The organism is Ereboglobus sp. PH5-10, assembly GCF_029504735.1.
Lineage (GTDB): Bacteria > Verrucomicrobiota > Verrucomicrobiia > Opitutales > Opitutaceae > Ereboglobus.
This window is the reverse complement of record NZ_JAQFIP010000005.1, coordinates 1-24,303: the sequence shown is the minus strand read 5'-3', so window position 1 is coordinate 24,303 and position 24,303 is coordinate 1. Positions and strand designations below refer to the sequence as shown.

At 57.3% G+C, this 24,303-nt stretch carries 11 protein-coding genes; 6 read left to right on the top strand and 5 right to left on the bottom strand.

The genetic code is table 11. From position 1 onward, the window contains the following. The first annotated feature begins 38 nt into the window (after nucleotides 1-38). The 3 genes from M2447_RS05525 to M2447_RS05515 all read left to right on the top strand — a co-directional run bounded on the left by M2447_RS05525 (nucleotide 39) and on the right by M2447_RS05515 (nucleotide 4,528). Nucleotides 39-3,140, top strand: coding sequence for a sensor histidine kinase (locus tag M2447_RS05525; RefSeq protein ID WP_277557742.1), 3,102 nt, complete (start codon nucleotides 39-41; stop codon nucleotides 3,138-3,140). 9 nt (nucleotides 3,141-3,149) lie between these two features. Then, a complete protein-coding gene (locus tag M2447_RS05520) occupies nucleotides 3,150-3,791 on the top strand; it encodes a response regulator transcription factor (protein ID WP_277557741.1) in 642 nt (213 codons plus the stop codon). A gap of 251 nt (nucleotides 3,792-4,042) precedes the next feature. After that, nucleotides 4,043-4,528: a hypothetical protein gene (locus M2447_RS05515; protein WP_277557740.1), complete on the top strand. Its 486-nt coding sequence runs from the start codon at nucleotides 4,043-4,045 to the stop codon at nucleotides 4,526-4,528. A gap of 308 nt (nucleotides 4,529-4,836) precedes the next feature. On the opposite strand, the gene M2447_RS05510 is transcribed toward M2447_RS05515, so the two are convergent. Continuing rightward, the gene (locus M2447_RS05510; protein WP_277557739.1) at nucleotides 4,837-7,080 is read right to left on the bottom strand and encodes a P-loop NTPase fold protein; all 2,244 of its coding nucleotides are present in this window, start codon (nucleotides 7,078-7,080) and stop codon (nucleotides 4,837-4,839) included. A gap of 245 nt (nucleotides 7,081-7,325) precedes the next feature. Between M2447_RS05510 and M2447_RS05505 the strand changes: the two genes are divergently transcribed. The 3 genes from M2447_RS05505 to M2447_RS05495 all read left to right on the top strand — a co-directional run bounded on the left by M2447_RS05505 (nucleotide 7,326) and on the right by M2447_RS05495 (nucleotide 17,867). After that, the gene (locus M2447_RS05505) at nucleotides 7,326-8,495 is read left to right on the top strand and encodes an ATP-binding protein (RefSeq protein WP_277557738.1); all 1,170 of its coding nucleotides are present in this window, start codon (nucleotides 7,326-7,328) and stop codon (nucleotides 8,493-8,495) included. A 166-nt stretch (nucleotides 8,496-8,661) separates the two neighbouring features. Next, complete coding sequence (locus M2447_RS05500) at nucleotides 8,662-13,704, top strand: polysaccharide lyase family protein (RefSeq protein ID WP_277557737.1); 5,043 nt, start codon at nucleotides 8,662-8,664, stop codon at nucleotides 13,702-13,704. Beyond that, nucleotides 13,701-17,867 (top strand): SMP-30/gluconolactonase/LRE family protein, encoded by a 4,167-nt coding sequence (locus M2447_RS05495; RefSeq protein WP_277557736.1) that lies wholly within the window; start codon nucleotides 13,701-13,703, stop codon nucleotides 17,865-17,867. The genes M2447_RS05500 and M2447_RS05495 overlap by 4 nt, the downstream gene beginning before the upstream one ends. A gap of 138 nt (nucleotides 17,868-18,005) precedes the next feature. Here the strand turns inward: M2447_RS05495 and M2447_RS05490 are convergent, their stop codons facing one another. From M2447_RS05490 to mobF, 4 genes are all read right to left on the bottom strand, one after another. Beyond that, nucleotides 18,006-18,881 (bottom strand): AAA family ATPase, encoded by an 876-nt coding sequence (locus M2447_RS05490; protein WP_277557735.1) that lies wholly within the window; start codon nucleotides 18,879-18,881, stop codon nucleotides 18,006-18,008. A gap of 12 nt (nucleotides 18,882-18,893) precedes the next feature. Next, a complete protein-coding gene (locus M2447_RS05485; protein ID WP_277557896.1) occupies nucleotides 18,894-20,288 on the bottom strand; it encodes a type IV secretory system conjugative DNA transfer family protein in 1,395 nt (464 codons plus the stop codon). Between the two features lie 175 nt (nucleotides 20,289-20,463). Then, entirely contained in the window at nucleotides 20,464-20,865 is a 402-nt protein-coding gene (locus M2447_RS05480; protein ID WP_277557734.1) for a hypothetical protein, read from the bottom strand. Beyond that, nucleotides 20,862-23,906, bottom strand: coding sequence for a MobF family relaxase (gene mobF, locus M2447_RS05475; protein ID WP_277557733.1), 3,045 nt, complete (start codon nucleotides 23,904-23,906; stop codon nucleotides 20,862-20,864). The genes M2447_RS05480 and mobF overlap by 4 nt, the downstream gene beginning before the upstream one ends. Between the last annotated feature and the right edge of the window lie 397 nt (nucleotides 23,907-24,303).

Below are 24,303 nucleotides of genomic sequence, written 5' to 3'. Positions count from 1 at the left end.
GTTGCATTTATGATAGTATCCATACCGTTGTGCTAAAAATGACACTTCGTGCCCCGATACCAAAATCCTCCGTCAAACCGCCCCTGCACGGACGGAGAGGACTGTTTTGCATCGGTTGTATCGCGCTTGTGTGGATCACAGCGCTGGGCACTTGTCTCGACGCACAGGAAACCGCGCCCAATATACCCACGCGTTCGCCCGGCTTCATCACGCGTGCTTGGGATGCAGAGAACGGGCTGCCGCATAATGCCGTCAACAAAGTCCTCCGCGATTCGCGCGGTTTTTTGTGGGTCGCCACGCAACTCGGCCTGGCACGCTTCGACGGACGGCAATTCGTAACCTACCGCGTGCCCGACGACTTCACGCTTGGCGGCTACAACATCCGCGCGCTCGCACTGGAGGACGAGAGCACGCTGCTGATGCTCACCGGCGGCGACAAACTGGTGCGCTTGCGCGACGGCGTGTTTTCACTGCATCCGGCGAATGAAAAAGTGGAAGGCTCACGCATGCGCGAACTGGTTGTCGATGCGCACGGCGACATCTGGATCGGCTTGGAAACATCAAAATTTTTGCGCTGGAGCGGCGGCGAACTGCAAACATTCGGGGCCGACGAGGGAGTCAACGCGCGCGGGGCGTCCTTCACCTTTGTGAACGACCAGCAGAAGCGTGTTTGGATTGCGGGCGGCGATTTTCTCGGCTGGCACGACGCGGATGGCTTGCACGAATACGCGCAGAAGACGGGCAATTCATTTTACGCCGCCCCGGCGCGTTCCGGCGGCGTGTGGGTTGCCGCGCGCGAGCACCTGGCGAAAATTGAGAACGGCCGCTGGCGAATCGTGTATTCGCATAAGGACTGGCCGGCGGCGCGACTCGGCATCCAGGATATTTTCGAGGCGAACGACGGGGCGCTTTGGATCGCGACAAAACGTGACGGCGTCTTTCGCCTGATGGACGACGTCCTGACACACGTTCCCATGCCACAGGAGCGCGCGATGTCCGTCATCGACGATATCGACGGCAACGTGTGGCTCGGCATGCACGGCGGCGGCCTCGTGCGCGCCAAGCCCCAACGCCACACGATGCTCAACACCGCCGCCGGTTTTCCGTCGGACGTAAGCTCGTCAGTGTGCGAGGACTCCGCTGGCGCGCTCTGGTGTGCCAACCAATCCGGCGGTCTCGTGCGAGTGAAAGATGGCAGCGTCAGCGTCGCCGCACTGGCCTCGGCGGGAAGCATGCCTTACGCCAGCACCGTGTGTGCCGACAAGCAGGGCCGCGTCTGGGCCGGCTCCGTCGGCGGACTCTTTTGGACAACGGTCGAAGCCAACGGCCCGCGCGACGATAACGGCGACGCGCAATGGTTGCTGCACCATTACGCCGCCCTCGGCAGGGCCAACGTGCAGTCGCTTTTTTGCGCTTCCAACGGCGATCTCTGGGTCAGTTGGGGCGGCAGGCGGCTCGGCGTGTTGCGTGACGGAAAATTGCACGAGTTCACGCAGTCCGATGGATTTTACGGCGAGCGTGTCATGGGAATCGTCGAACGCAAAAACGGCGACATTTGGATCGGCATCACACGCGACACGCTCCTGCGCTTTGATCCGAGCAGCGGCAAATTTGAAAAACACCCGCTCCACGATTCCACCCGCTTCAATCGCATCCACTCACTCTTTGTCGATGGCGAGGACCGGCTCTGGCTTGGTACGATCCAAGGGCTGCTCCTCTGGAGAGGAACCGAGTCGCGGCTCTTTACGCAAGCCGACGGACTGCCCGACGATGTCATCAATCAAGTCGTCGAGGACGACCACCGCCACCTTTGGATCAACGGCCGCCGCGGCATCTTCCACGTTTCCATAAAACAACTGCTCGCCACTGCGGACACCCCCGGTCGAAAAGTATCCGCAATCCTGCTCGGCCACGACGAAAACCTCGACGGTATTTCCGGCCTGCTCGGCAGCCAGCCCATGTCCTGCAAAACACGCGATGGCCGCGTCTGGTTCATCACTTATCGTGGCGTCATTGGCTTCGAGCCACCGGACTCCGGTGCGCCGCGCAACCCCTTGCCTGTTTACATCGACGCCATCGCCACAAATGGCGACGAACCGTTTGCCTCCCCCTCGCCTGGTGCCAAAATACACATCCCGCCCGGAGCAAGCCCGCTCGAAATCCGCTTCACTGCACTCAATTTTTCCACGCCCGAACGCACTCAAATCCGCCGTCAACTCGTCGGCTTCGACCCCGAATGGATCGATGCCGACAACGAACGCAAAGCCATTTACCCGCGCCTGCCGCCGGGTCGCTATGTGTTTCATGTGCAGGCGGGTGATGCCGACAGCGGCATCCAGACGCAATCGGAAGCGTCGCTTGTCATCATCGTCGCCGCCGCGTGGTGGCAGACATGGTGGGCGCGCGCCCTCGCGTTGCTCGTTTTCGCTGCGATTGTGGCGTGGTTCGCGCGCGGAATTTCGACCCGCGTGTTCAGACGCCGCCTCATGCGTCTTCAATACGAACACGCGATCGAACGCGAACGCTCTCGCATCGCGCGCGACCTGCACGACGACATCGGCGGACGCGTCACAAAAATCAGTTTCGTTGCCAACAAGCTCCAGCGCAAAACCGGCGATCCGCTCCAAAAGGAACAACTCGGCGGCATCGCCACGCTCGCTCGTCACTTGATGGAGGAATTACATCGCGTCATCTGGACGATCGACTCCAAAAACGACAGTTGGCGCGACCTCGCCGTGTATATGACACGTTACGCGCAACGCCATCTTGCCGACACCGGAATACTGTGCACCGTTGAAGGCGCCGAGTCCATTCCCGACCTGCCCGTCACGCCCGACGTCCAGCACCACCTGCTGGCAATCACAAAAGAATCCCTCAACAACATGCTCAAACACTCCGGAGCCGATTGTATTACAATCCAACTCTCCACCACCGGGGGCAATTTTTGCATGCGCATAGACGACAACGGCCGCGGCTTCGACACCACCGCGCAACCGAACCGCGACGGCAACGGACTCAAAAACATGCGCACGCGCATGGCCGAAATCGACGCCCGAATCGACATCACAAGCCAGCCCGGCAAAGGCACGCAAATCACCGTCGAACTTCCCCTCAAGTGCAAACCACCAATCTTCCTGTAACAACGCCCCATGCCTCCCATCTCAATAGCAATCGTTGAAGACGACGCCGATCTCGCCGACGAAATCGTCGAAATCGTAAACGACACCCCCGATTTCAAACTCGTGTGCTGCTGCCGCAACATGACCAGCGCGCTCGAAACGATTCCGCCCCTCAAGCCCGACGTCGTCATCATGGACATCAATCTACCCGACGGCTCCGGCATCCAGGCCACCGAAAAACTCAAACGCATCATCCCGAGCACGGAGGTGATGATCTTCACCATCTACGAAAACACCGAGGATATTTTCCAAGCGCTCAAAGCCGGGGCCAACGGCTATTTGCTCAAGCGTTCCACCTACGAGGAAATCGTCACCGCAATCCGCAACCTCATGAAAGGCGAGGTGCCGATGACGGGAGAAATCGCGCGCAAGGTCATGCAGTCATTCCGAATGCCACAGCCCATCGAAAAGGAAGCCCCGGCAAAATCAAGGCTCACACCGCGTGAAACCGAAATACTGCAACTGCTGGCAAAAGGGCACACGACGAAAGACATCGCGCGCGAATGCTCCATCAGCTTCGACACCGTGCACACGCACTTGAAGAACATCTACGAAAAACTCCGCGTCCACACCCGCACCGAAGCCGTGGTGAAATTTCTTCAGGGGGAGTGAGGGAAACTGGAGCGTGAACGAAATCATGCGTGCGCCGGAGCGGCTGCGTACCGCTGCCGGACGAGGCGAAGCCTCGCCGTATTCAAGCAAAGTGGCACGGGCTGCCAGCCCGTGTTCCGCACACCGAAAACCAAACCAAAAAATTTCCGCCATTGACCATTCATGATGATAAGCAAACAATTTTCAGCATGAACGCCACCTCACACCCCAAGCCCAATTTAGCCTAATAACATTGTTAGGCAGATACAGAAATGAATATCTACCAACTCAGCACTTTCAGTAAGTCCAAGCCTAAACTAGATGCGTTCTATTATTTCCAGGCGATTCGAAGCAAACCTTGCAACCTAGATTTTATTGAGTGTGCATATCGCCGACAGCAGGCAAGCATGTGCAAGGAATTTGTGCAGCACTTTCCTGCCGACTCACAGAGCATTGTGTTAGTTGCCCCGACGACTAAGCCTGAATTACTAGCCCCATTTTGCGCGGCGCTAAAGTCGGAAAAACGAAACATAACCATTATCGAAAATGCATTCGAGAAGTCCGGGCATTCAGGAATCGCAGGTTCAGATTACACTATGAAATATTTTCCGGATCGCGTTTTGGTAGAGGAACGCCACAAAAGGATTTTATTCCTTGATGATATTTATGACTCTGGCTGCACATTTAACCACATGCGGGCAGGCATGAATACGGTGCTTCCTGTTGATGGATTTGTATTACTAAAAATAACCGACTAAAAAAATAAGCCTAACAAAGCGATAGCACGAAACCGATTGCTTGTCACATGTCCTGCTAAGGCAGAAGAGTCGACGACCCGATGCTGATTCTCGCAACATGCGGTCTGCGGCAGAGGTCGGCATCGAAAACCGGCAGTTTGCCACACCTCTAATCAACCGTGCATTTATGGAGTCCGACCCCAGAAATACAAGGAAGCCGCCCCCAGACCAATTGGCACGGGCTGCCAGCCCATGAGAGTAGCATGGATATCCTGTCGATGTGCCTTTGCCGAGGGCCGGGTGACATGGCTGCCCCGGCCATGTTTTCGCTATATATCACCGAGAAAATCTATCGGTTTGCCTTCTCTCTTACGCTGCATCGCTAAGTTAAAAGCATCAAGGTCTTGTCGCTGAATTGAAGTTAATTTCGTCGCATCAATTTTGCTGAGCGAGTTTTCCCACCGGGCGATTTCAGCAATATTTTCCATCATTTTCATAAATTCAGATCGTAAATAGTGTCTCTGAATTGTTTTCTTACTGTTGCTTGATACAGAGGTGGTTTTCGACATGAACGAACCTAATAAAATTATGCAAAATTCAGGTTTCCTGACCTGCCCGCCCGCCCATTTAGTGGCTTTATCCTTTTCTATACGCCACCAATTCCAATAAATATCAGTGAATGCCGGATGACCGATAAGAGCCTTGTTTTTAATATGTTTTGAGATCGTCTGGGTTGCAATTTTTTCCAATTTCGCATAAGTATCTGCGGATACAAGCTGGTTGCTTGGCCCGCGCTCTCCGTTTTCAATTCGAATCGTGTTCACGAGTTTCATTCTTCCATATAATGTGCTCGCCTTGGTTGCTTTCATGATGTCATGGACAAGAGTATCTCGATTTTTAATACTATCATCCCTGAGCATTTCACAAATCCATGTAATTGCATGGTCGCTTAAGTCCGCTGAAGGCTGCTCAGATTTAATCCATTCTTCTCCGCAGTCCAGAAGGGCGCGAAATGTGACATCAGGTTTGTTTGTTTTAATTAAGCGTTCAGTATCGACATCAATACGACTTAGTGCGCTGTCAATAATTTGATCAACCCTCCATTTATTTAGAAGCTTAATCAATGATGTGTAATCGCCTGTAAAACTAAAGAAATCCACAATGTCGGTCTCTGATATTTGCCCTGGAGAAAGGGCAAGCGCGAAGTAGTTATTGAAAAACATGTCGCTCACTGCGCGTTTTTCTCTTCCCCATTCTAAATTACGGGATGCGCCCTGCAACGGAGGAAAAATGTCGCATAGCAAATTGATGGCGCGAGACCGTGTCTTTTCATCGCAAGCCTTGCCAAGGATGTCGCGTGTCTCTTCGTTACGCTTGTCTGGCTTGTCAAAATATAAATGCATTAAATCATAAGCACCATGTCCCGTTAATGCAGACATGTAATTTGGCATAATATCGTAAAGTCCAGGCTCAAACATGCGAATGGCTTCAAGTGCCACCAAATCGAAAGGATTCACTCCAAACGCACCACGAGCTTTGAAGGCATCTGCGGAAAACAGCAGTGCGTTAAGATAGCGGTAAGTCTCCCTTAGATTGGTAAAATACAAGCGTAGTGATTTTCGCCAAATCTTTAGCCAATAGGCGTCTGCCCAATCTGTATCAGGTGCATGCGTTGAAAAGATTGCTTTGATTCTATCAAACGTAATATTGCTGACCTTATTCGGTGCAGGTTCTGGTATATTAAACGGTGCTTGGACAATTTTTTCCAAAAATTCTGAACCTCGACTATGTGTAATTTCATCCAAGGCATTTTCCACATATTTTCTTTGCGCAAGAATAAGAAAGACAATGTTTGGAAAATCTGTATTGGCCTTGATTAGGCGAAATAATAAACATATTTCATCGCTGGTTAATCTATCTATGTCATCAATTATCACCAATATTTTTGATGGTAGATTACAGAAATCCTCATGCAGGAGCTTCTTGATTTCATGAAGTGTTTCCTCTGAGGCTAATTCTTCATGCCCAGCACGAGCGAGTCCACCGGCTGCATTAGCTGCGGCTCCCGCGCCTGCAATGGCAATGCCTGCTGGTGGAACAAATAGCGACGCAGCCGAACCGACGGCCGTTAGCAACTGGCCAGCAAAACTCAGTTTGTTACCATATTTACGAAGCCGCTCGGCCGATTTTTTTACAGCTGACTTACTCTTAACTTTTGATTTAATACTAAGTGATTCTATTTTTTCAGCGATCACACTGAAAAACTCTGAACAAAGCTGATTTGATCCGGAAAATTGCCATGGATTAAACTCAATAATCTCAGGAATCTTCTTTTTGTCTGCTTGTTGTGCCAAAGATTCGCGCATCATATTTTTAACAGAGCTTTTTCCAGCCCCCCATTCGCCATACAGGGAAACCACCAGGCTCTCAGTCCCGGGCCAAGCGGCAATGCGATCAGCTATCGCTCGTGCAAAGGTTTCTCGCCCGAGCAAGTCTTGACCGGCTGATTCTATGGGACGGTCTGAATGGAATGTGCCGTTTGTTGTGTGTGTGGATGCGTGGAAGCTACTCATGGCTTAAAGTTCAGAGGCTCTTTTTGGTGCGGTGCTGTGTATGAGCATCTTGTGTCAACAGTTTTTGTCCTCAAGGATCATTTTTAAGCTACCGCTTAAGAACAATCACGCCAGAGCGTGCATCCTGATGGTTTTTAATTCGAGAGCAGCGCCCGCGCGAAGCATGAAAAGCGTCAGTTCACTGCCCACTCCCTCCTCAATCAACCTTGCATTTCTGGAACGCGACTCCATAAATGCAAGGTAACATGATCGCCCGCCGACTCCTCCCATTGCTGCAAACACGCCTGTCCGAACGCCCCGCCGTCGCCTTGCTTGGCCCGCGCCAGGTCGGCAAGACCACCCTTGCGCTCACAGTGGCCGACTCCATGCCCTCCTCGGTTTACCTCGACCTCGAAACCGAGAGCGACCTGGCGAAACTCGCTGATCCCGAGCTCTATTTTTCGAAACACGAGGACGCGTGCGTGATTCTCGATGAAATTCAGCGCAAACCCGGACTCTTCCAAACCCTGCGCGGCAGAATCGACCGCATGCGACGTCAGGGAAAGGCCGGACGCTTCCTATTGCTCGGCTCCGCCTCGCTCGACCTCCTGCGGCAATCCAGCGAATCCCTTGCCGGACGCATCAGCCACATGGAACTCAGCCCGCTCACACTTGAGGAGGTCGGCCAAAAACACGCCTCCGCGCTCTGGGTGCGCGGAGGTTTTCCCGAGAGTTTCACGGCCAAAACCGACGCCTCCAGCATGTCATGGCGGCGCGATTTCATCCGCACGTATCTTGAGCGCGACATCCCGCAGCTCGGCCCGCGCATCCCGGCGGAAACATTGCGCCGTTTTTGGACGATGCTCGCGCACCGGCACGGCGGATTGCACAACGCCGCCACCATCGCGCAGTCGCTTGGCGTTGATGGCAAGACGGTCGCCGCCTATCTTGATTTGTTCGTCGATCTGCTGCTCGTCCGCCGCCTCGAACCGTGGCATCACAACGCCGGCAAGCGCCTGGTGAAATCCCCGAAAGTTTATTTCCGCGACACCGGCCTGCTGCATTGCCTGCTCGATATTGACACCGAGGAAGACCTGCTCGGCCATCCAATCGCCGGCGCGTCATGGGAAGGCCATGTGATCGAAAACATAATCGCGGCCATGCCTGAGGGCGCGCATTGTTATTTCTACCGAACCTCGTCGGGCGCGGAAATCGACCTCGTGATGGAATTGCCCAAGCGACGCCGCTGGGCGGTGGAAATCAAAAAAGGCCTCGCGCCAACCGTGAGCAAAGGATTCCACCTCGGTTGCGCGGACATAAAGGCCACGCAGCAATGGGTCGTTTATTCAGGTAAGGAAGCCTTTCCGCTGGACGCGAAGACGACCGCAATATCCCTCGCCGAGTTCGTCCAAACCCTCCGCGCGGAAGAAACCTGACCAGCGCAAACGGCATCGCCCCGCGTAGCGCAAACTGCCAAGTCTGCCTCCGTCCGCGCCGCGCGCTTTCGCGCGCGCCATGCCTCAAAATCCCCCATCTGGGTGATAGTCACACCACCCTGTTTTTGTTATTCTTGGAAACCTTATCCCACCGGCTTTCCGAGACATGAAAAACAAGATACCCATGCCCCTGTGTGCCCTGCTCAAAACTATCTGTTTTGCCGTCGCCTCACTGTGCGCGGGGCTCGCATTGGCCGCCAACGACCCCGGTGGCGGTGCAAACGGCGCGGGCGCGGATGTCACGCTCAGCGTGCAGGGAAACAACGTAATTCTTTCCAACGGCATCATCACCGCGACCATCAACACCGCCAACGCACGGGTCATATCATACCTCTTCAATGGCACCGAAATGGTCGATGCGGGCGGTTACCTATACTACAGCATGGACGGCGGCGACATGTATGAAAGTCCGACCAACTGCGTTTACACCGTCACCGTAAACACGCCCGACATGATTGATATATCCTGCAAGGCCGTTTACGCGAACAACGCCAGCCAGAAACACCCCTTCGACATCGACTGTCACTTCGTACTCCGGCGTGGGGACACCGGCTTGTATAGTTACACGACACTTTCGCATCCGGCGAGTTATCCAGCCGCGAGCGTTGGCGAATGGCGCATGGTCTGGAAGCTGCCCTACACGTCAACCGACTGGATTTTCGAGCGCATTTACGCGGACGAAAATCGCAACGGCTTCTGGGGCACGCGCACGGATTTTCTTCAAGCCGAGTCCACAAGCATAGCGGAAATAATCAAGTTCACCACAGGCGAGCGCACCGGCGAATACGACTGCAAATATCAATACGCGCTCGAATACCAAACCGCCGGCTGCTGGGGTCATGCCAGCAATGTAAACAAAAAAGGCGCGTGGTTTGTGCTGGGCGGCTACGATTATCTCAACGACGGCCCCATCAAAAACGACCTTGCCCCCGCCGAGTCGAATCAGATTTTGCACTTCGGACGCAATCACTACAACGCCTCCGAAACCGTCGTTGCCGCCGGTGAGGAATGGTCAAAAATCTACGGCCCGTTTTTGCTCTATTGCAATTCCACCAACGCAACCGAAAACGCGGGCGACACGCTCTGGGCCGACGCCAAGGCGCAAGTCCAGGCGGAAATCGCCGCATGGCCCTACGCGTGGCTGGCGACTGCCGAGTATCCAGCAAAGAACCAACGCGGCGATGTGAAGGGCAAGATTATCATAGTCGATTCGCTCAAACCCGCGCTCGCCGCCGACACAAACACATGGATCGGCCTCTCCCAGCCCGACGAGGGTGGCAACTGGCAATTTGAATCGAAACGCTACCAGACTTGGGTTCATCCCGATGAAAACGGAAACTTTATAATCCCCGCTATCCGCCCCGGTAATTATACACTCAGTGTGTTCACCGACGGCGCAGTGGGGGAATATACTCACCCGCAACAAGTGACGGTCACCGCCGGCGAAACAAACGATCTTGGCGATGTCACTTGGAACGTCATGCATCCCGGCGAGCGCATTATATGGGAAATTGGCGTTCCGAACCGGCGCATCGACGAGTTCCGCCACGGCAATGATTACTGGAAATCGTTTTTATGGGAGCAATTTCACAAGGAGCTTCCGAATCCGCTCGAATATATTGTTGGCGAAAGCGATTGGAGCACTGATTGGAACTACGTTCATTCGGGATATCTTGTCGATGATGTCTGGTCGCAATGGAAATGGCGCATTCGCTTCAACCTCGACAGCCTTCCCACCAGCGGCAATGCCACGCTCACACTCGCGTTCGCCAGCATAGACCGCGGCAACGTGCGGGTTTATGTTAATCAGGAAAGCTCCTACGTCGCCGAAGTCGCGCCCGATCCGGCGGGTGGTGGCGGCGGTGGAAACGCGCTCGCCCGCCTCGGCAATCACGCGAAATACAGTCTCACTTATGTAACGATTCCGCTATCGTCGCTACGCATCGGCGCGAACACAATCACCCTGGTTCAACGCTCCACAGGCTCGGCTCAGAACCACGTCATGTATGATTATATCAATTTGGAAATGCCCGCTGCGTCCGAGCCCTTGCCACAGGGACGCGATTTGATATGGCGCGGCGGAAATGCGGCCAACGCATTCGACAGCGCCGCGCAAAACTTCATCGGCATCGACAGCCAACCCGCGACGTTTTCCGATGGCGACACCGTCACCTTCGACGACACTGGCTCGAACTCTCCGTCCGTTGCCAAAACCGGCGCCCTCATGCCGGCCTCCATAATTTTTAATACAACAAAAGACTATACAATCGAAGGTAGCGGACTGTTCAGCGGTCCGATGACACTTCAAAAGACCGGAGCCAGTCGCTTGATATTAAGCAGCACCAATACCTATTACGGCGGCACGCAAATCAACGGTGGTATTATACAAACGGGAACCGGCAACAATGGCGGTATCGGCTGGGGCGCGGTCACTTTCAACAGCGGCACCTTGCAGTTGCACGGCTACAGTGGGAGCCAAGGCACGACCTTCGGTGAATTTCCGAACACGCTCACAGTGCCGGAGGGCAAATCCGGCACGCTGCTGTGCCCGCCCCGCATGGCGGGCGGCGGCGTGAGCGGCCCATTGACCGGAAGCGGCACGCTGACCGTGGTGATTGACTATGTGCGCGGAATCATGAGCGGCGACTGGTCTCTGTTTTCCGGACAAATAAATGTCGTCACCAAGCCAAGCCCTCCGGCAGAGAACCAATTTCGCATATCAAACGATTACGGCTACGTCAGAGCGTCGGTTGACCTTGGCGAGAAAGTCATGGTGCAAAACATCCAATCGGGCAATGATTATACAATCGAAATTGGCGCGCTTTCCGGTGCCGCCACCGCGCGCATACAAGGCGGCCCAACCTCTGGAAAAATCACAACATGGCGGGTCGGTGCAAAGGGCATCGACACAATCTACGCTGGTTCCATCGAAAATCTCACCGGCCCGAGCGCGCTCACCAAAGTCGGCGAAGGCACGCTCACGCTCACCGGTGTCAGCACCTACACGGGCGCGACGAACATCGACGCGGGCACACTCGTCATCAACGGCGCACTTGGCGCGACCACCGCAACCGTGAATGCAGGCGCGATGCTCGCCGGTACCGGCACGATTGGCGGAAACGTGCAGGCCGGAAACGAAGCGATCTTGCGGTTACCGGAAACCGGTGGCGGCCTTGCAATCAACGGCTCCATCACGCTCTCCGGCACTATCACCATCGAGTCCGCCAGCGCCACGCCTCTGGCAACCGGAACTTATACTATATTAAAAGCCACGGGCGGCATAACCAACACCGCCGAGTTTATATTTGTCGAAACCGCCGCCACGGAACTAATCGCCACAGTCACAACGGATGGCAACACGCTGAAGCTGGCACTCTCCGAAGCGCCACCAACACCGCCCGCGCCAATCATTTCGAGTCCGCTTTCCGCAAGCGCCATAGTGGGCCAGTCATTCAGCTACACTATCGCGGCGACAAATTCGCCTGTGAGCTTCGCAGCGTCCAACCTGCCATCGGGGCTAAGCATTAGCGGAAACAAAATCACTGGCACACCGACCGTCGCAGGCACGGCCAATATTGAAATTTCCGCAACCAATGCCGGGGGCACCGACACGAAGACCCTTGTCATCACAGTCATCGGGAAACCCGCCATCACCAATGGCAGCCACACCTCCGGCATGATAGGAACGGCATTCTCGCTGACAATAAATGCGAGTGGCGGCTCGATCACATCCTACACGGCCACCGGCCTCCCCGGCGGACTTTCCATCAACACAAACACCGGCAAGATCAGCGGCACGCCGTCCACGACGGGCACGTTTAACGTCACGCTCACCGTTACCAATGCCGCGGGCTCGACGACCTTCCAACTCACGCTCACCATCGATCCCAAGACCGCGCTCACCACGCTCGTGGGCGCGGAGGCCGGCTTCGACATGCCAAGCGCCGCCGCAGCCGATGCCGCCGGCAATCTCTACATCGCTGACACTGGCAACAACAGCATCCGCAAAATCTCAGCGAACGGTGCAGTCACCACCTTCGCAACAGGCTTCAATGCCCCCGCTTCCATCGTCATCGACGCGGCTGGCACGACACTCTACGTCGCCGACACCGGCGGCAACGCCATCAAAAAAATCGGCATTGCCACTGGCGCAGTCGGCACGCTCGCACTCACTGGCGCGGGCGCGACACTCGACGCCCCGCACGGACTTGCGCTCGACGCGGCGGACAATCTCTACGTTGCCGACACCGGCAGCAACACAGTCCGCAAAATCGTCGTTTCCACCGGCGCTGCCACCATCATCGCAAACACATCCGCCGGCTTGAACATGCCGATGGGGCTTGCATTGAACGCCGATGCCACCGCGCTCTACATCGCCGACACCGGTAACAGCGTCATCCGTCGTATCACACTCGCCGGCGCACTCGTCGAAACAATCGCCGGACTTGCCGGCGACACTGGCTCCGCAGACGGCCCCGCAGCCGCCGCGCGTTTCAACACACCGCAAGCCCTCGTGCTCGACACCACGGGCAACCTTTACATTGCCGACACCGGCAATCACATCATCCGCAAAATCGACGCTGTCACAAACATCGTCACCACGGTTGCCGGAACCGCGGGAACAGATGGTTCGCAAGACGGCATCGGCACACAAAGCACGCTCACCGCACCCGCTGGAATCGTCATCGACGGCACCGGTGAAATCTACGTGCTCGACACCGGCAGTGACATTGTGCGTGTCCTGCAAGTCTGCCCCGTCATCACGACATCACCCGTTGCCCAAACTGTGACCGCCGGAACCAGCATCACGCTCAAGGCCGAAGCCTCCGGCGCACCAACTCCCGATTATCAGTGGTATAAAAATAATACGGCAGTCGCGAGCGCGACTAACGCCACCCTTGTCTTCACTTCGGCGCAAACCGCCGACACCGGCAGCTATCACGCCTTCGCCACAAACCCGATGGGTTCAGCGCAAAGCAAAGCCGCCGCACTCACTGTAACCGCCACGACCGGCGGCACCACCGCGCCAAATCCCGACCCCGGCGACAACAGCAACGCCGGCGGCGGTGGAGGCGGCGGTGCACCCAGTCTGTGGCACACGCTCTTGCTCGCGTCGCTCGTCGCGCTGCGCCTCCGATGCAAATCATGAACTTATCTTCCGACGAAAGACTGAAACCCACGAGCACCCACCAAACATTTCAACCAACACGCTACACCATGACTAAAACAAACTCCCCTCGAAACTGGCTCAAACGCCTCGCTGCGCTCGTTGCCACCGGCGGTGCGATCCTCTCACTTGCCGCCACCACCAATGCTGCGACTGTCTCCTCCATCACCCGCCACAGTCCCGCTACCGAGAGCACCACCTCCGCGGCGGTTGTCTTCAAAGTTACCTTCTCGGAAGCATTCACCGATGCAGATGCCGCCGATTTTGAGGCACTTTCTGGGGTCGGCATCACAGGTGCCGCCGTCACCGGTGTCCGCACTGATGCCGACAATCCGAACGCCCTCTACGTTACGGTTTCCGGCCTTACACTCGAAAGCGCCGGCACAATCGGCCTGAAAGTTTCGGACTCCGCAACCATCACCGACACTGGAGGCAATCCCATTCCGGGCGGATTCAATTCCGGTGAAACTTACACCCGCACGCCAGCCACCGTCCCTCCCTACGATAGCGCCACCCGGAATACCACCGTCACCTGGCTCGGCAATACCGACAGCAACGACTATAATCTTCCGTCCAACTGGAGCGGCGGCGTTGTCCCCGGCTCCGGCGAACGGGTTGGCATTAACAGCGCACTTCCCGGAACACCGGACATCGACATTCTCCTCGAAAACTCCGGCCCCACTGATGTTTCGCACAAAATCGGCGGATTTGCCGCCAGCGCCGCACTAACCGGCTCCAGCACGCTCACTCTTTCCAGCACCGGCGGCGCGTGGCTCAATCTCGAAATCGATGGCGCATGCTTCTTTAGTCGCAACAACAACAATAGTGACCAGCCGTGGACACTCATTCTCAATGACCACACCCGTGTTACCGTCACCGCCACCCACGGTTTTTATTCTCCACGAGCGTCTGCTTTTTGGGGCGCGAAAGTCACCGTAAAAACCGGTGCAGAGCTCGACGCCGGCACAATTAGGGAACAGAATTTTAACACGCTCAATACCGAGAAGGACTCTCTCGTCACTTGGGGCGGCGGCTATCAGGCTTACATCAACCAGAGCTCTGTCATCTCCGGCACGCTTCATGCCACGCACGCCGGAGGAAAGGAGGCTCTCCGCATCGCCGACGGAGCCACCGGCGTCATCACCCTCACCGAAACCGGTGTCATACAATACGACAATGTGACCGCCTATACCAACCTCAATTACGGCACATTCATCCTCAACGGCACTCATAACGGCAGCATCCGCACCATCAACGGGCGTCTCAGCACGCTTCGCGGCACCGGTGTCATCAATGGAGACCTCCTTGTCAACGGTTCCGGGGTTGTCGCCCCGGGCGGGTCAACCGCTGGCGGCACGCTCACCCTCAACGGCGCTGGCACCATCTCCTCTTCGTCCAACCTCAACGCCAATTTCTTCGAGGACGGCTCGCATGGCTCATTCCAAGTTTCCGGCGCGCTGACCATAGGCAGTGCCGCCATCCTCAATCTAGCCATCGGCGGCACCGACGCCGCGGGCACCGCCGTTCCCGGCCGCTATAAAATCGCCACCGCCACCACCATTTCCGGCACATTCCCGAACCCCGCGCTCAACGCTCTTGGTTCCGGCGTCAACACCACGCTCGAAACCGGCACCGATCCTGACACCGGCGGTCAGGCCATCTGGATCAACATCGTTGACCCCAGCGGAGAAGCCCCACCCGTGCTCGCATGGGCCGCCGACGCTGGCGACCAATCCGCGCAAGTCGGCGAAACCGCCACCTTCACCGTCACGCCCGCCGGCACTGGTCCCTTTACCTACGCATGGAAAAAGAATGGCGAACCCATCGCTGCAGCCACCGAGGCCACCTACACCACGCCCGCGCTCACCGCCGCCGATGACGGCGCAGTTTACACCGTTTACGTCAAGGGAGCCGCCTACCAGCGCACCCCTCTCTCCGCCACGCTCACCATCGTCGCCGCGCCCGGCTTCGCGGAGGACGGCGATCTTCCCGCCAACACCACCGCCTTCGTCAGCGACATCGAACTTACCGTCACCGTTACCGGCAACCCCGCGCCCTCATTGCAATGGCAGATCTCCACCGATAGCGGATCCACATGGAACGACATTTCCGGTGAAACCACCGCCATTCTTGCGCTCACCGGCCTCACCTTCGTTGACACCGGCAAGCAATACCGCGTGAAACTCAACAACGGCGTCGGCGGCGACGTCTTTTCGACCGTCACCACGCTTACCGCCAACACCGGCCCACGCCCCGCGCTCTCGGTCTCGCCCGACACAGCACAAGCCGTCACCCGCGACGCCGGCACGGTCTCCTTCTCCATCACCAACACCGGCGAAGCCGGCTCCTCGCTCGACTGGCAGGCCGCGCTCACCAACGCACCCGACTGGGCGCGCATCACCACCGCCACCAGCGGCACCAACCTCGGCTATGTCACCGTTGAATACGATCTCAACCCTCACGGCACTGGCATCGAACGTTCAACCACACTCCGCATCACCAGCGACGGGGCCACCGGCAGCCCAGCCAACATTCAAATCACACAAGCCGCGAATCCGTTTGTCGTTGTCCAAGTCGCTTTCTATACAGATGAAAACACGGCGCCTGAAACGAAAAACGTCACCTTCGAGTTGCCCTACGGCGCCCTGCCTGTGCCGGTGAAACCCGGTTACACATTCGCCGGCTGGTTCACTGAACTCGACGGCGGCACCGAAGTTACCCAGACGACACTCGTGGCGAAGTCTCACAATCACACAATCTTCGCCGTATGGGTGGAACTCCCGCAAGCCGCACCCACCGTCACAAACAACTACCCGCCAGAGCAAGTCGTCGCCGTTGGCCGTGCCTTTACACTCACAGCCACCGCGACTGGATCTCCCGCCCCCACCTTCCTCTGGCAAGTCTCCACCGATGGTGGCAAAACTTGGAGCGACCTCTCGCCAACCAACTCCAACTACTCCGGCGTCCTCACTGCCACGTTGAAAATCGCCCGCGTCAACCCCGGCATGAACGGCTACCTCTACCGCTACCGCGCGGTAAACGAAAACGGCACCACTTACAGCGAAGCCATCAAACTTGTCCTCTCCGAGGCCATTTTCGCGGGCCCCACCGGGCTCGCCTTTGACGGCGCCGGCATGCTCTACGTTTCCGACGCGTCCGCCAACATGATCCGTCGCATCGACACCTCCGGCAGCATGTCCGTCTTTGCAGGCGCGGCCGCCTCCGGCGATTACATCGACGCCACCGGCACCGACGCGCGCTTCAACGCGCCCACGACAATCGTCTTCAACGCCGCCGGCGAACTCCTCGTCGCCGACAAGGACAACAGTGTCATCCGGAAAATCACCTCCGACGCGCAAGTCACCACTTACGCCACCGGCCTTGGCAAACCCGCCGCCCTCGCCATCGACACCACTGGCACGCTCTACGTTGCCGACTCCACCAACCACACCATCAGCACCGTGGACACCGCCGGCACCGTAACCCTCCTCGCCGGCGTCACCGGCACGGCGGGTAACACAGTAGGCATCGGCACAGTCGCGACCTTCAACGCCCCCGATGGCGTGGCTATCGACAGCGACGGACACCTCTTTGTGGCTGACACCGGCAACCACACACTCCGCACGCCGGACTCGCTTGGCACCTTCCTGCACTACGCAGGCACGCCCAACATTTCCGGCTCCGCTGATGGCGACGCGCCCGACGCGCTCCTAAACAACCCGCGCGGTCTCACCGCCGACGCCGCTGGCAACATCTACTTCGCCGACACAGGAAACCACACCATCCGGGTCCTCGTCGCCGACGGAGAGATTGTCACCCTCGCTGGCACACCCGGCGTCTCCGGACTCCGTGACGGTTCCGCCGCGACCGCGCTCTTTAACGCACCGCAAGCCGTCACCCTCTCGCCAGAAGGCACGCTCATCGTGGCCGACACCGGCAACGCAGTCGTTCGCGAAATCACCTTCACTGCCGCCGACATCAGCACCGCGCAAGTCGCCACGCTGCCCGTAACCACGGGCACAACGATAGGTAGCGGCACCGGCTCCACCGGCGGCGACAGCGGTGGTGGTGGCGGTGGTGCGCCCAGTTGGTGGCATCTACTTTCACTCGCACTGCTTGTCGCAATACGTCGTGTTCGCAAGTAATTGGGTTCATCGTAATAAATCACTCGCGCGCCCACCGTCAGCAACGACGGTGGGCGCGCTGTAATTCTCCCGCGACGAAGTCGCTATGCTGTGACATTCGAATGTCCGAATCTTAAACTTAAGGTGCGTCTGCCTATGTTAGGCAGATATATTTAATACCGAAGAAATAACTAGATTCTGCAAAAATCGCTCAACAGCTCCACGCATAGGACGCGCACCGAGAGTTTTGTGAACGCCATCGCGTAAAATCGCCTCGATATCATCCGGCGTGATCACCAACTCGTGCCCGAGCTTTTTCAAGCGCGCCAGCTCACCCGCAATCATCGCTTCGCAAATTTCGCGCTGAATATCGAAACCCAGGCGGGCGAACACGACTTTCTCCGTCATGCGTCCGACCAGCTCGGGGCGGAGTTGCTGGCCGACACGCGCCATCACAGTGCGTTCGATACTCGCGAAAGGTGCAGACTGCATCCGCATCGCTTCCGACGCGCCGATGTTTGAGGTGAACACAACATAGAAGCGCGAGAGGTTTTTCCGCTCACCTGTCGCGAGCGTTATGCTCGCGTCATCGAGGATTTGCAGGAACAGATCGAGCACCAGTGGATGAGCCTTTTCCACTTCGTCAAAGAGCAAAGTGCCGCTGTCCGTTTTCGTCAGTGCACGTCCGAGCAAGCCAATGTCGCCAACCTTCTCGCCGATCAGTTTTTCGACGGACGATTGATTTTGATATTCCGACATGTCGAAGCGAATGGGTTTCGCCCCACCAAAAAGATAATCTGTAAACGCATTTGTGATTTCTGTTTTCCCGACGCCCGTTGGCCCGACAAACAGAAACGAACCTTTTGGGCGCCCCGGATGCGCGAGGCCGAGTTCGCCGCGCCTCAGCACCGATTCAACACGTCCGATGACATGCGATTGCCCCTTGATGTGTTTGTGCAAATGCGCGCCGAGATTGCGAAGTTGTTCGCGGCGTTTCTGAAACCATCCCCTGTCGTTTTTCAGATTAATAGTCATTCGAAAGTCTCCTCATCGGAACCACCCACTCACACGCCCATCGGCTTCGCGCGGCGGAAGTGTCACACGTCGAAACCCCATCTCGCAGTGCTGCACGACCGCCTGAAACTTCCTCAATCTCCGGAACTCATGCGGTTCGATGTAATACTTTTCCTCTTCGGAAAAGGACGTGGTTCGTTTGCCTGCCGAATAGCCATACGTGCGTTTCCTATATTTCTTTTTGCCAAGCGTGTCGGCGGCGATTTTTGCCGACTCCTCATCGGCTGCCTTGAACATGATGCGGTTCGCCATGTTCGCGATAAACACCTTCGCCTTCTTTTCGTCGCCAATCGGCGGGATGAGCGACGTGTAGGATTGTGTCGCCGCCACAACCGTCGCCTTTGCCTCGCGCATCACGTCCACGACGTTGTAATCGCTCGTGCCGTCGTGATTCGCCGTGACAATTTTCTGCGCCTCATCCGCCCACAAGATGAGTAAATTGTCGCCCGCGCGCGCCTTTGAAGGACGATCAAAGCGCAGCAGCACATGTGAATAAAACGCGAGCTTGAGCAGCGTGTGAATATATCTCCGCTCCGTTTTGAAACGCTGCGGAATCGAAATACAAATCACCTTCCCCCGGTCGATGTCCGAAAACGAAAACGTTGATTTCTTTGGGCAAAACACTTTTGCGATGTCTGGCGGCGTAAAGTGCTTTAGCCGATTCGCGAGGGTTCCGCGCACACCGCCCAACTGCTCTTTCGGTTGGCTGGCGATTTGCGTGTGATAATGATCCATCAACTCGCGCGACTCCGGCGTGTTTCTGTCATCCAGCATGTCGATGATGTCCTGCATTTCATCATCCGATGAAAGCAAATCGTAAGCGTTGTTGAGAGTGACGTCCATGCCGGCGCACGCCAGCGCTTGAAACGCAAAACCCATCTGGATTTCCGCCTGCGTCTTGAAAAACGACTGGTCGCCATCCTGTCCAAGCGAGGACGCCACATCGCATACATCCTTCGCTTTTGCGGAATAGGGCATGCGCGCATCCTCCAAATAATTAAACGTGTGCGGCGGCTCCCAATCGGCGGGCGCGCCGTCGGGTCGCACTTGCAGCAAAATCAAATCCTCCTCGCGTCCGAGGTGTCGAAACATCGTCGAAAGTGTTTCCCAATAAAGCCCCTTGTCGTCGATGCAGATGCCACCCCAGTGTGGGCAATTCTGCGAGACTTGCCAGAGCATCGCATTGATTCCCGAAAGCGTTTTTCCGCTTCCGGTTTCGCCGGTGACAAGCCATCCGCGACAAAAGTCATTCTGCGACCATGAAAACCCTCCCAACGTCAAAATCGGTTTCGCGCGCGACCGTCCAGGCCAAGCGCTCACGCCACACGCCACTTGCCAGATTGCGAACGCGCCAAACACCGCCGACATTGCCCATGCCGCGCTTGGCGACATGCCGATGTGATGCACGGCAAGTGCGCAACCGAGGCTCACGACAGCGAGGATAAAATGACCCAACATAAATCAACCCATGATGCCCCAAATCATGATCCTCGGCTTGGATATTTGGCTCATTTTCAGGGACGAACAGCCCATTTGCGTTGTTTCATTGAATCTTCACATTGATCTCCACAGCCAGAATCACGGGCGTCGTCGCATCAGTGTATTTTTCCGTCGTCTCGCAAAGTTCCCGGAGGGAAGTCATCTCAACGGCGTTAACGACACCGACAAGATTGTAGCCTCGCACGGCGACTTCATGGCGCGAGAAGACCAGATGCAGGCGGTCATATTTTGATGCGTCGTTACCAGCCGCATCCGCTGGCGTGAAACCCGCGCCGTGAAAACTCCCCCACGGGAGCACCCAACATTGTTTGCTCAGTTTCACGAGCCGCAAAAATGTCGCGCCCTCTGATTGCTGTGTTTCCGATTTCTCAGGTTTTGCGGAAACAGTGCTGCCGTTCGCGGATTGCGCCATGCGGCGTTGTTCGATTTGTTCTCTCAGGCTCATATTCGTATTCCTCGGTTTGCTGATTGTTGATGTTGATGTTGCTGTTGTCGTTGTGGACGGGGCGGCGGCACCCATTGCCGGGCTGATTCGCTCAGTCGGCGCTGCGCTTGCAGCGACAACCGGTGCTGATGCTCCTCCATGAGTCTTTCGCGCAAACGCGCAGCGGTCGCCTCATCCGGCTTGATCGACAGTGCTAGTTCGCGGTCGGATTCGCGTTCGACGTTCATGCGCAACGCCTCCTTGTCGCCAGTGAACACGACGACTTTTCGCCGCGCCCGCGATATGCCCACATACCATTGCTGTCGGTTGATCGGTGATTGTTCGGCGTCGTGCGAAACGAGCACGGTATCGACGGTTTTTCCCTGCGATGCGTATGAGGTGACGGCGTAGCCGGGCACGAACATTTTCTGCGTTGGCGAGAGTGTTTTTATCGTGCCCGCGTCGTCTCGAACACGGATGTTTTTGTTGTTTAACACACGACATATCGTCACCAGTTCGCCGTTCCGTATCGGCGTTCCTTCGATTGAGTCCCCATTAAATTTCATCTGCAACCGATCTCCGCGCGCCAGCTCCTGTTGACGCGTCTTCACCACCACAAATCTGTCCGCATATCGGTAGCTTACGGTCGTGGTTCTTCCGTCTTTTCCCAATGCCACACCGCGCTCATCCGCGCCGGCGACTTCGCAACAATCACCGCGTTTGAACCGCCCGTAGTCGCGCACAAACCACACTTTCGCATCATCGGCATAAAACCGGGCATCGCGCTTCTGCGCCTCGCTCAAATCAAGTGATTGCACCGACTCGATCGGTTGTCCCGCACCCAGCTTGCCCTCATTTTTCAACCGCTCGCGGATCGCCGCGTTCGCGCCGCGCACCTCGTCCCATGTTTGGGCAACGGCGAGCACCTTTTCGCCGCGATCCAACGCCTTGCAATACTCGCGAGCAAGTTCCGCCATGCGATCCTCGATGTCGAGTTCGCGCACACAACCGAGCGCGTCCAGTTTGTCGAACGAGTCCGTGAGCCGACCCTCGGACGCCGCTTTCACTGCCAGGCGATATTTTTTGATGAACGTTTTTTCCTTCTGCGACGCCGCGGCTTGCGGGTCCTGCCGGCGAATAGAGCACAGATGCACTGTTTGCAAATTCGTGTGCAGCTCGATTGCCCGCAATGCATCTGACGCCGCGACCGCGCCTTGCTGCCGTGTGTCACCCGATAAAATCAACCGGCCGCCGCACGCCTGCACCCGGTCGATCAACGCGCGCATGTCGCGCCCGCCGACTTGCCCGGCCTCATCGACGATAACGACTGCGCCGCGCCTCAAATGCGCGTCCGCCCCGCCGACGAGCAACCGCGCAAGCGTGTTTGCCTTCAACCCATCGCGGCGCAAATCCGCCGCCTGCTGGTGTTGCGGGGTGACAATGAACACCGGGTGCTGTGCCGCCTCCAGTCCGCGCACGACCTCGCGCAGCGCGAAACTCTTGCCCGTGCCCGCGCCGCCTTGAAACACCGTGATGAAGTCGCGGCTGTGCAAAATGCGGGTCACCGCCGTGCGCTGCTCCGCCGACAGCGACGGCGCGGCCTGATGCGTTGTGTTAAACGCGGCGTGTTTTCGCATCCCGCCTTGCGCGGCGATGACGAGCGACAGTTCGCAGGTCAGCGCCTCCCGCGAGGTCAACTTGCGCGACTGCGCATCGCGAATGTAATCGCGTTCCTCCACCTGTTGTTTCAGGTCGGAAAGCCCGAAGTTTTCACCGCGCCCGCGCTCCAGCGCAGCGGACATCAACTCGTAGTCACCGACGACCGAGCGGCGCTCAAACAAGTGCGCATCCGCCCACGTCACCAATGCGGGCAGGTCGGTTTTCTGGGACGGCAGGGTCGGCGGTTGCGAGGTCAGCTTTTCCGGTGCCAGATTTGCCAGGGCCGTGCGCTCGGATTCAGGCATCTCCGCAGACCAGCGCGGACGCAGTTGCTCCGCCGGCATGTTCTTGATTTTGCGACGTCGCTTGTCGTGCGCCACCTGTTCGCGCAGCGCCTTTTCATTGCCGCGCAATCCTTCTGTTTCGATTCGTCGTTTCGTTTCCGCGTCGATCTGTTGGTGGCGTTTGGAAAACCGGGCGATCACGCTTTGCGGCACCCCTTGAATTTCAAATCCAGTCGGCGTGTTAGTGATGTCATAGCCGAGTTGCCGGAGCCCTTTTGCCAGTTCGTGGTAGTAGAGATTTTCCGCAAACTTTTGCGCCCGATACATGCCCGTCGCGTGAAGCGCCTTCCATTTTTCCTCCTCGAAATCATAGGTCGCGTTGAACACCACGCAGTGCGTGTGCAAATGGGGGTCGAGCTCGCGGCTCGTGTCATGACGGAACAGCGCGGCGGCGACTCCGCCGGTCACACGCTCGCCATTTGCGCCGCCCTTTCGCACGCGCGTCTCGGCGAACTTTTCGAGTTCGTCCATCATCACGCGGGTAGCGCGATCGTGGAGTTCAATAATGCGGGCATCTTGATACAGCGCGACCACTGAAACCGACTTTGGCGGACTGATCGTGAAGTCATAAAACACCCGTCGATTCGACACGGTATGCTCGCCATCGCGGCGTGTCGTATTGTGGCGCATCGTCAGGCGCTGGCCCATGTCGGGATGAAAACCCTCGCACATCGCAAGAAACTTTTCCTCGGTGACAACGCCTTCCAAGCCGAGCATCGACGCGGCGATGCCACGCCACTCACCGGCGACCACATGACCGTCCATGTAGTAATCACCCACGGCCAGATGCTCGCGAAAATACCCGAGTGCATTGGCAAGATTCAACTGCGGTTTCGGGCTCAGCACGACGGCACCTCCATCGCGACATGCGCGTGAGAAATGAGGACAGGTCGCGCATACTCGAAACGCACATGCGTTTTTTGTAAGCAGGACGCCTCTCCCCTTGCGCAAAGGCGCAATGTCTTTTTCAGGGTTTTCATGCATCGCAGCATATCGGCGTCGGGCGACCCAAAATAGAGGAAGCACGAGTGGCCGGTTTGCCCTGATTTTTGTATTCAAGTTTTGGATGCATCCGACCGGCACGAAAACGCGCCGCGCCCCTGCGTTCCTTGCGGGCCTTGTTTCGCGGTGCGCCATCGTGCGTTGGCGGAGGGCGATCCCGGCACGCGCGAGGAGATTCGGGCGCGTTCACTCGCGTGGCTAACGCCTCCAGTAACCTCCGCAGGTCGCCTCGTTCCTCGGCGAAACTGCTTCGGCCTTCCGGCTGCGCCCCGCTCGGAACAACCCGAAACTCCTCGCGGGCCTGACGCCGAATCGCGACACGCGCGAAAATCAGGGCACCGGCTTCACTTGGGGGGGGGGGGGGGGGGGGGGGGGGGGGGGGGGGGGGGGGGGGGGGGGGGGGGGGGGGGGGGGGGGGGGGGGGGGGGCGGGGGGGGGGGGGGGGGGGGGGCGG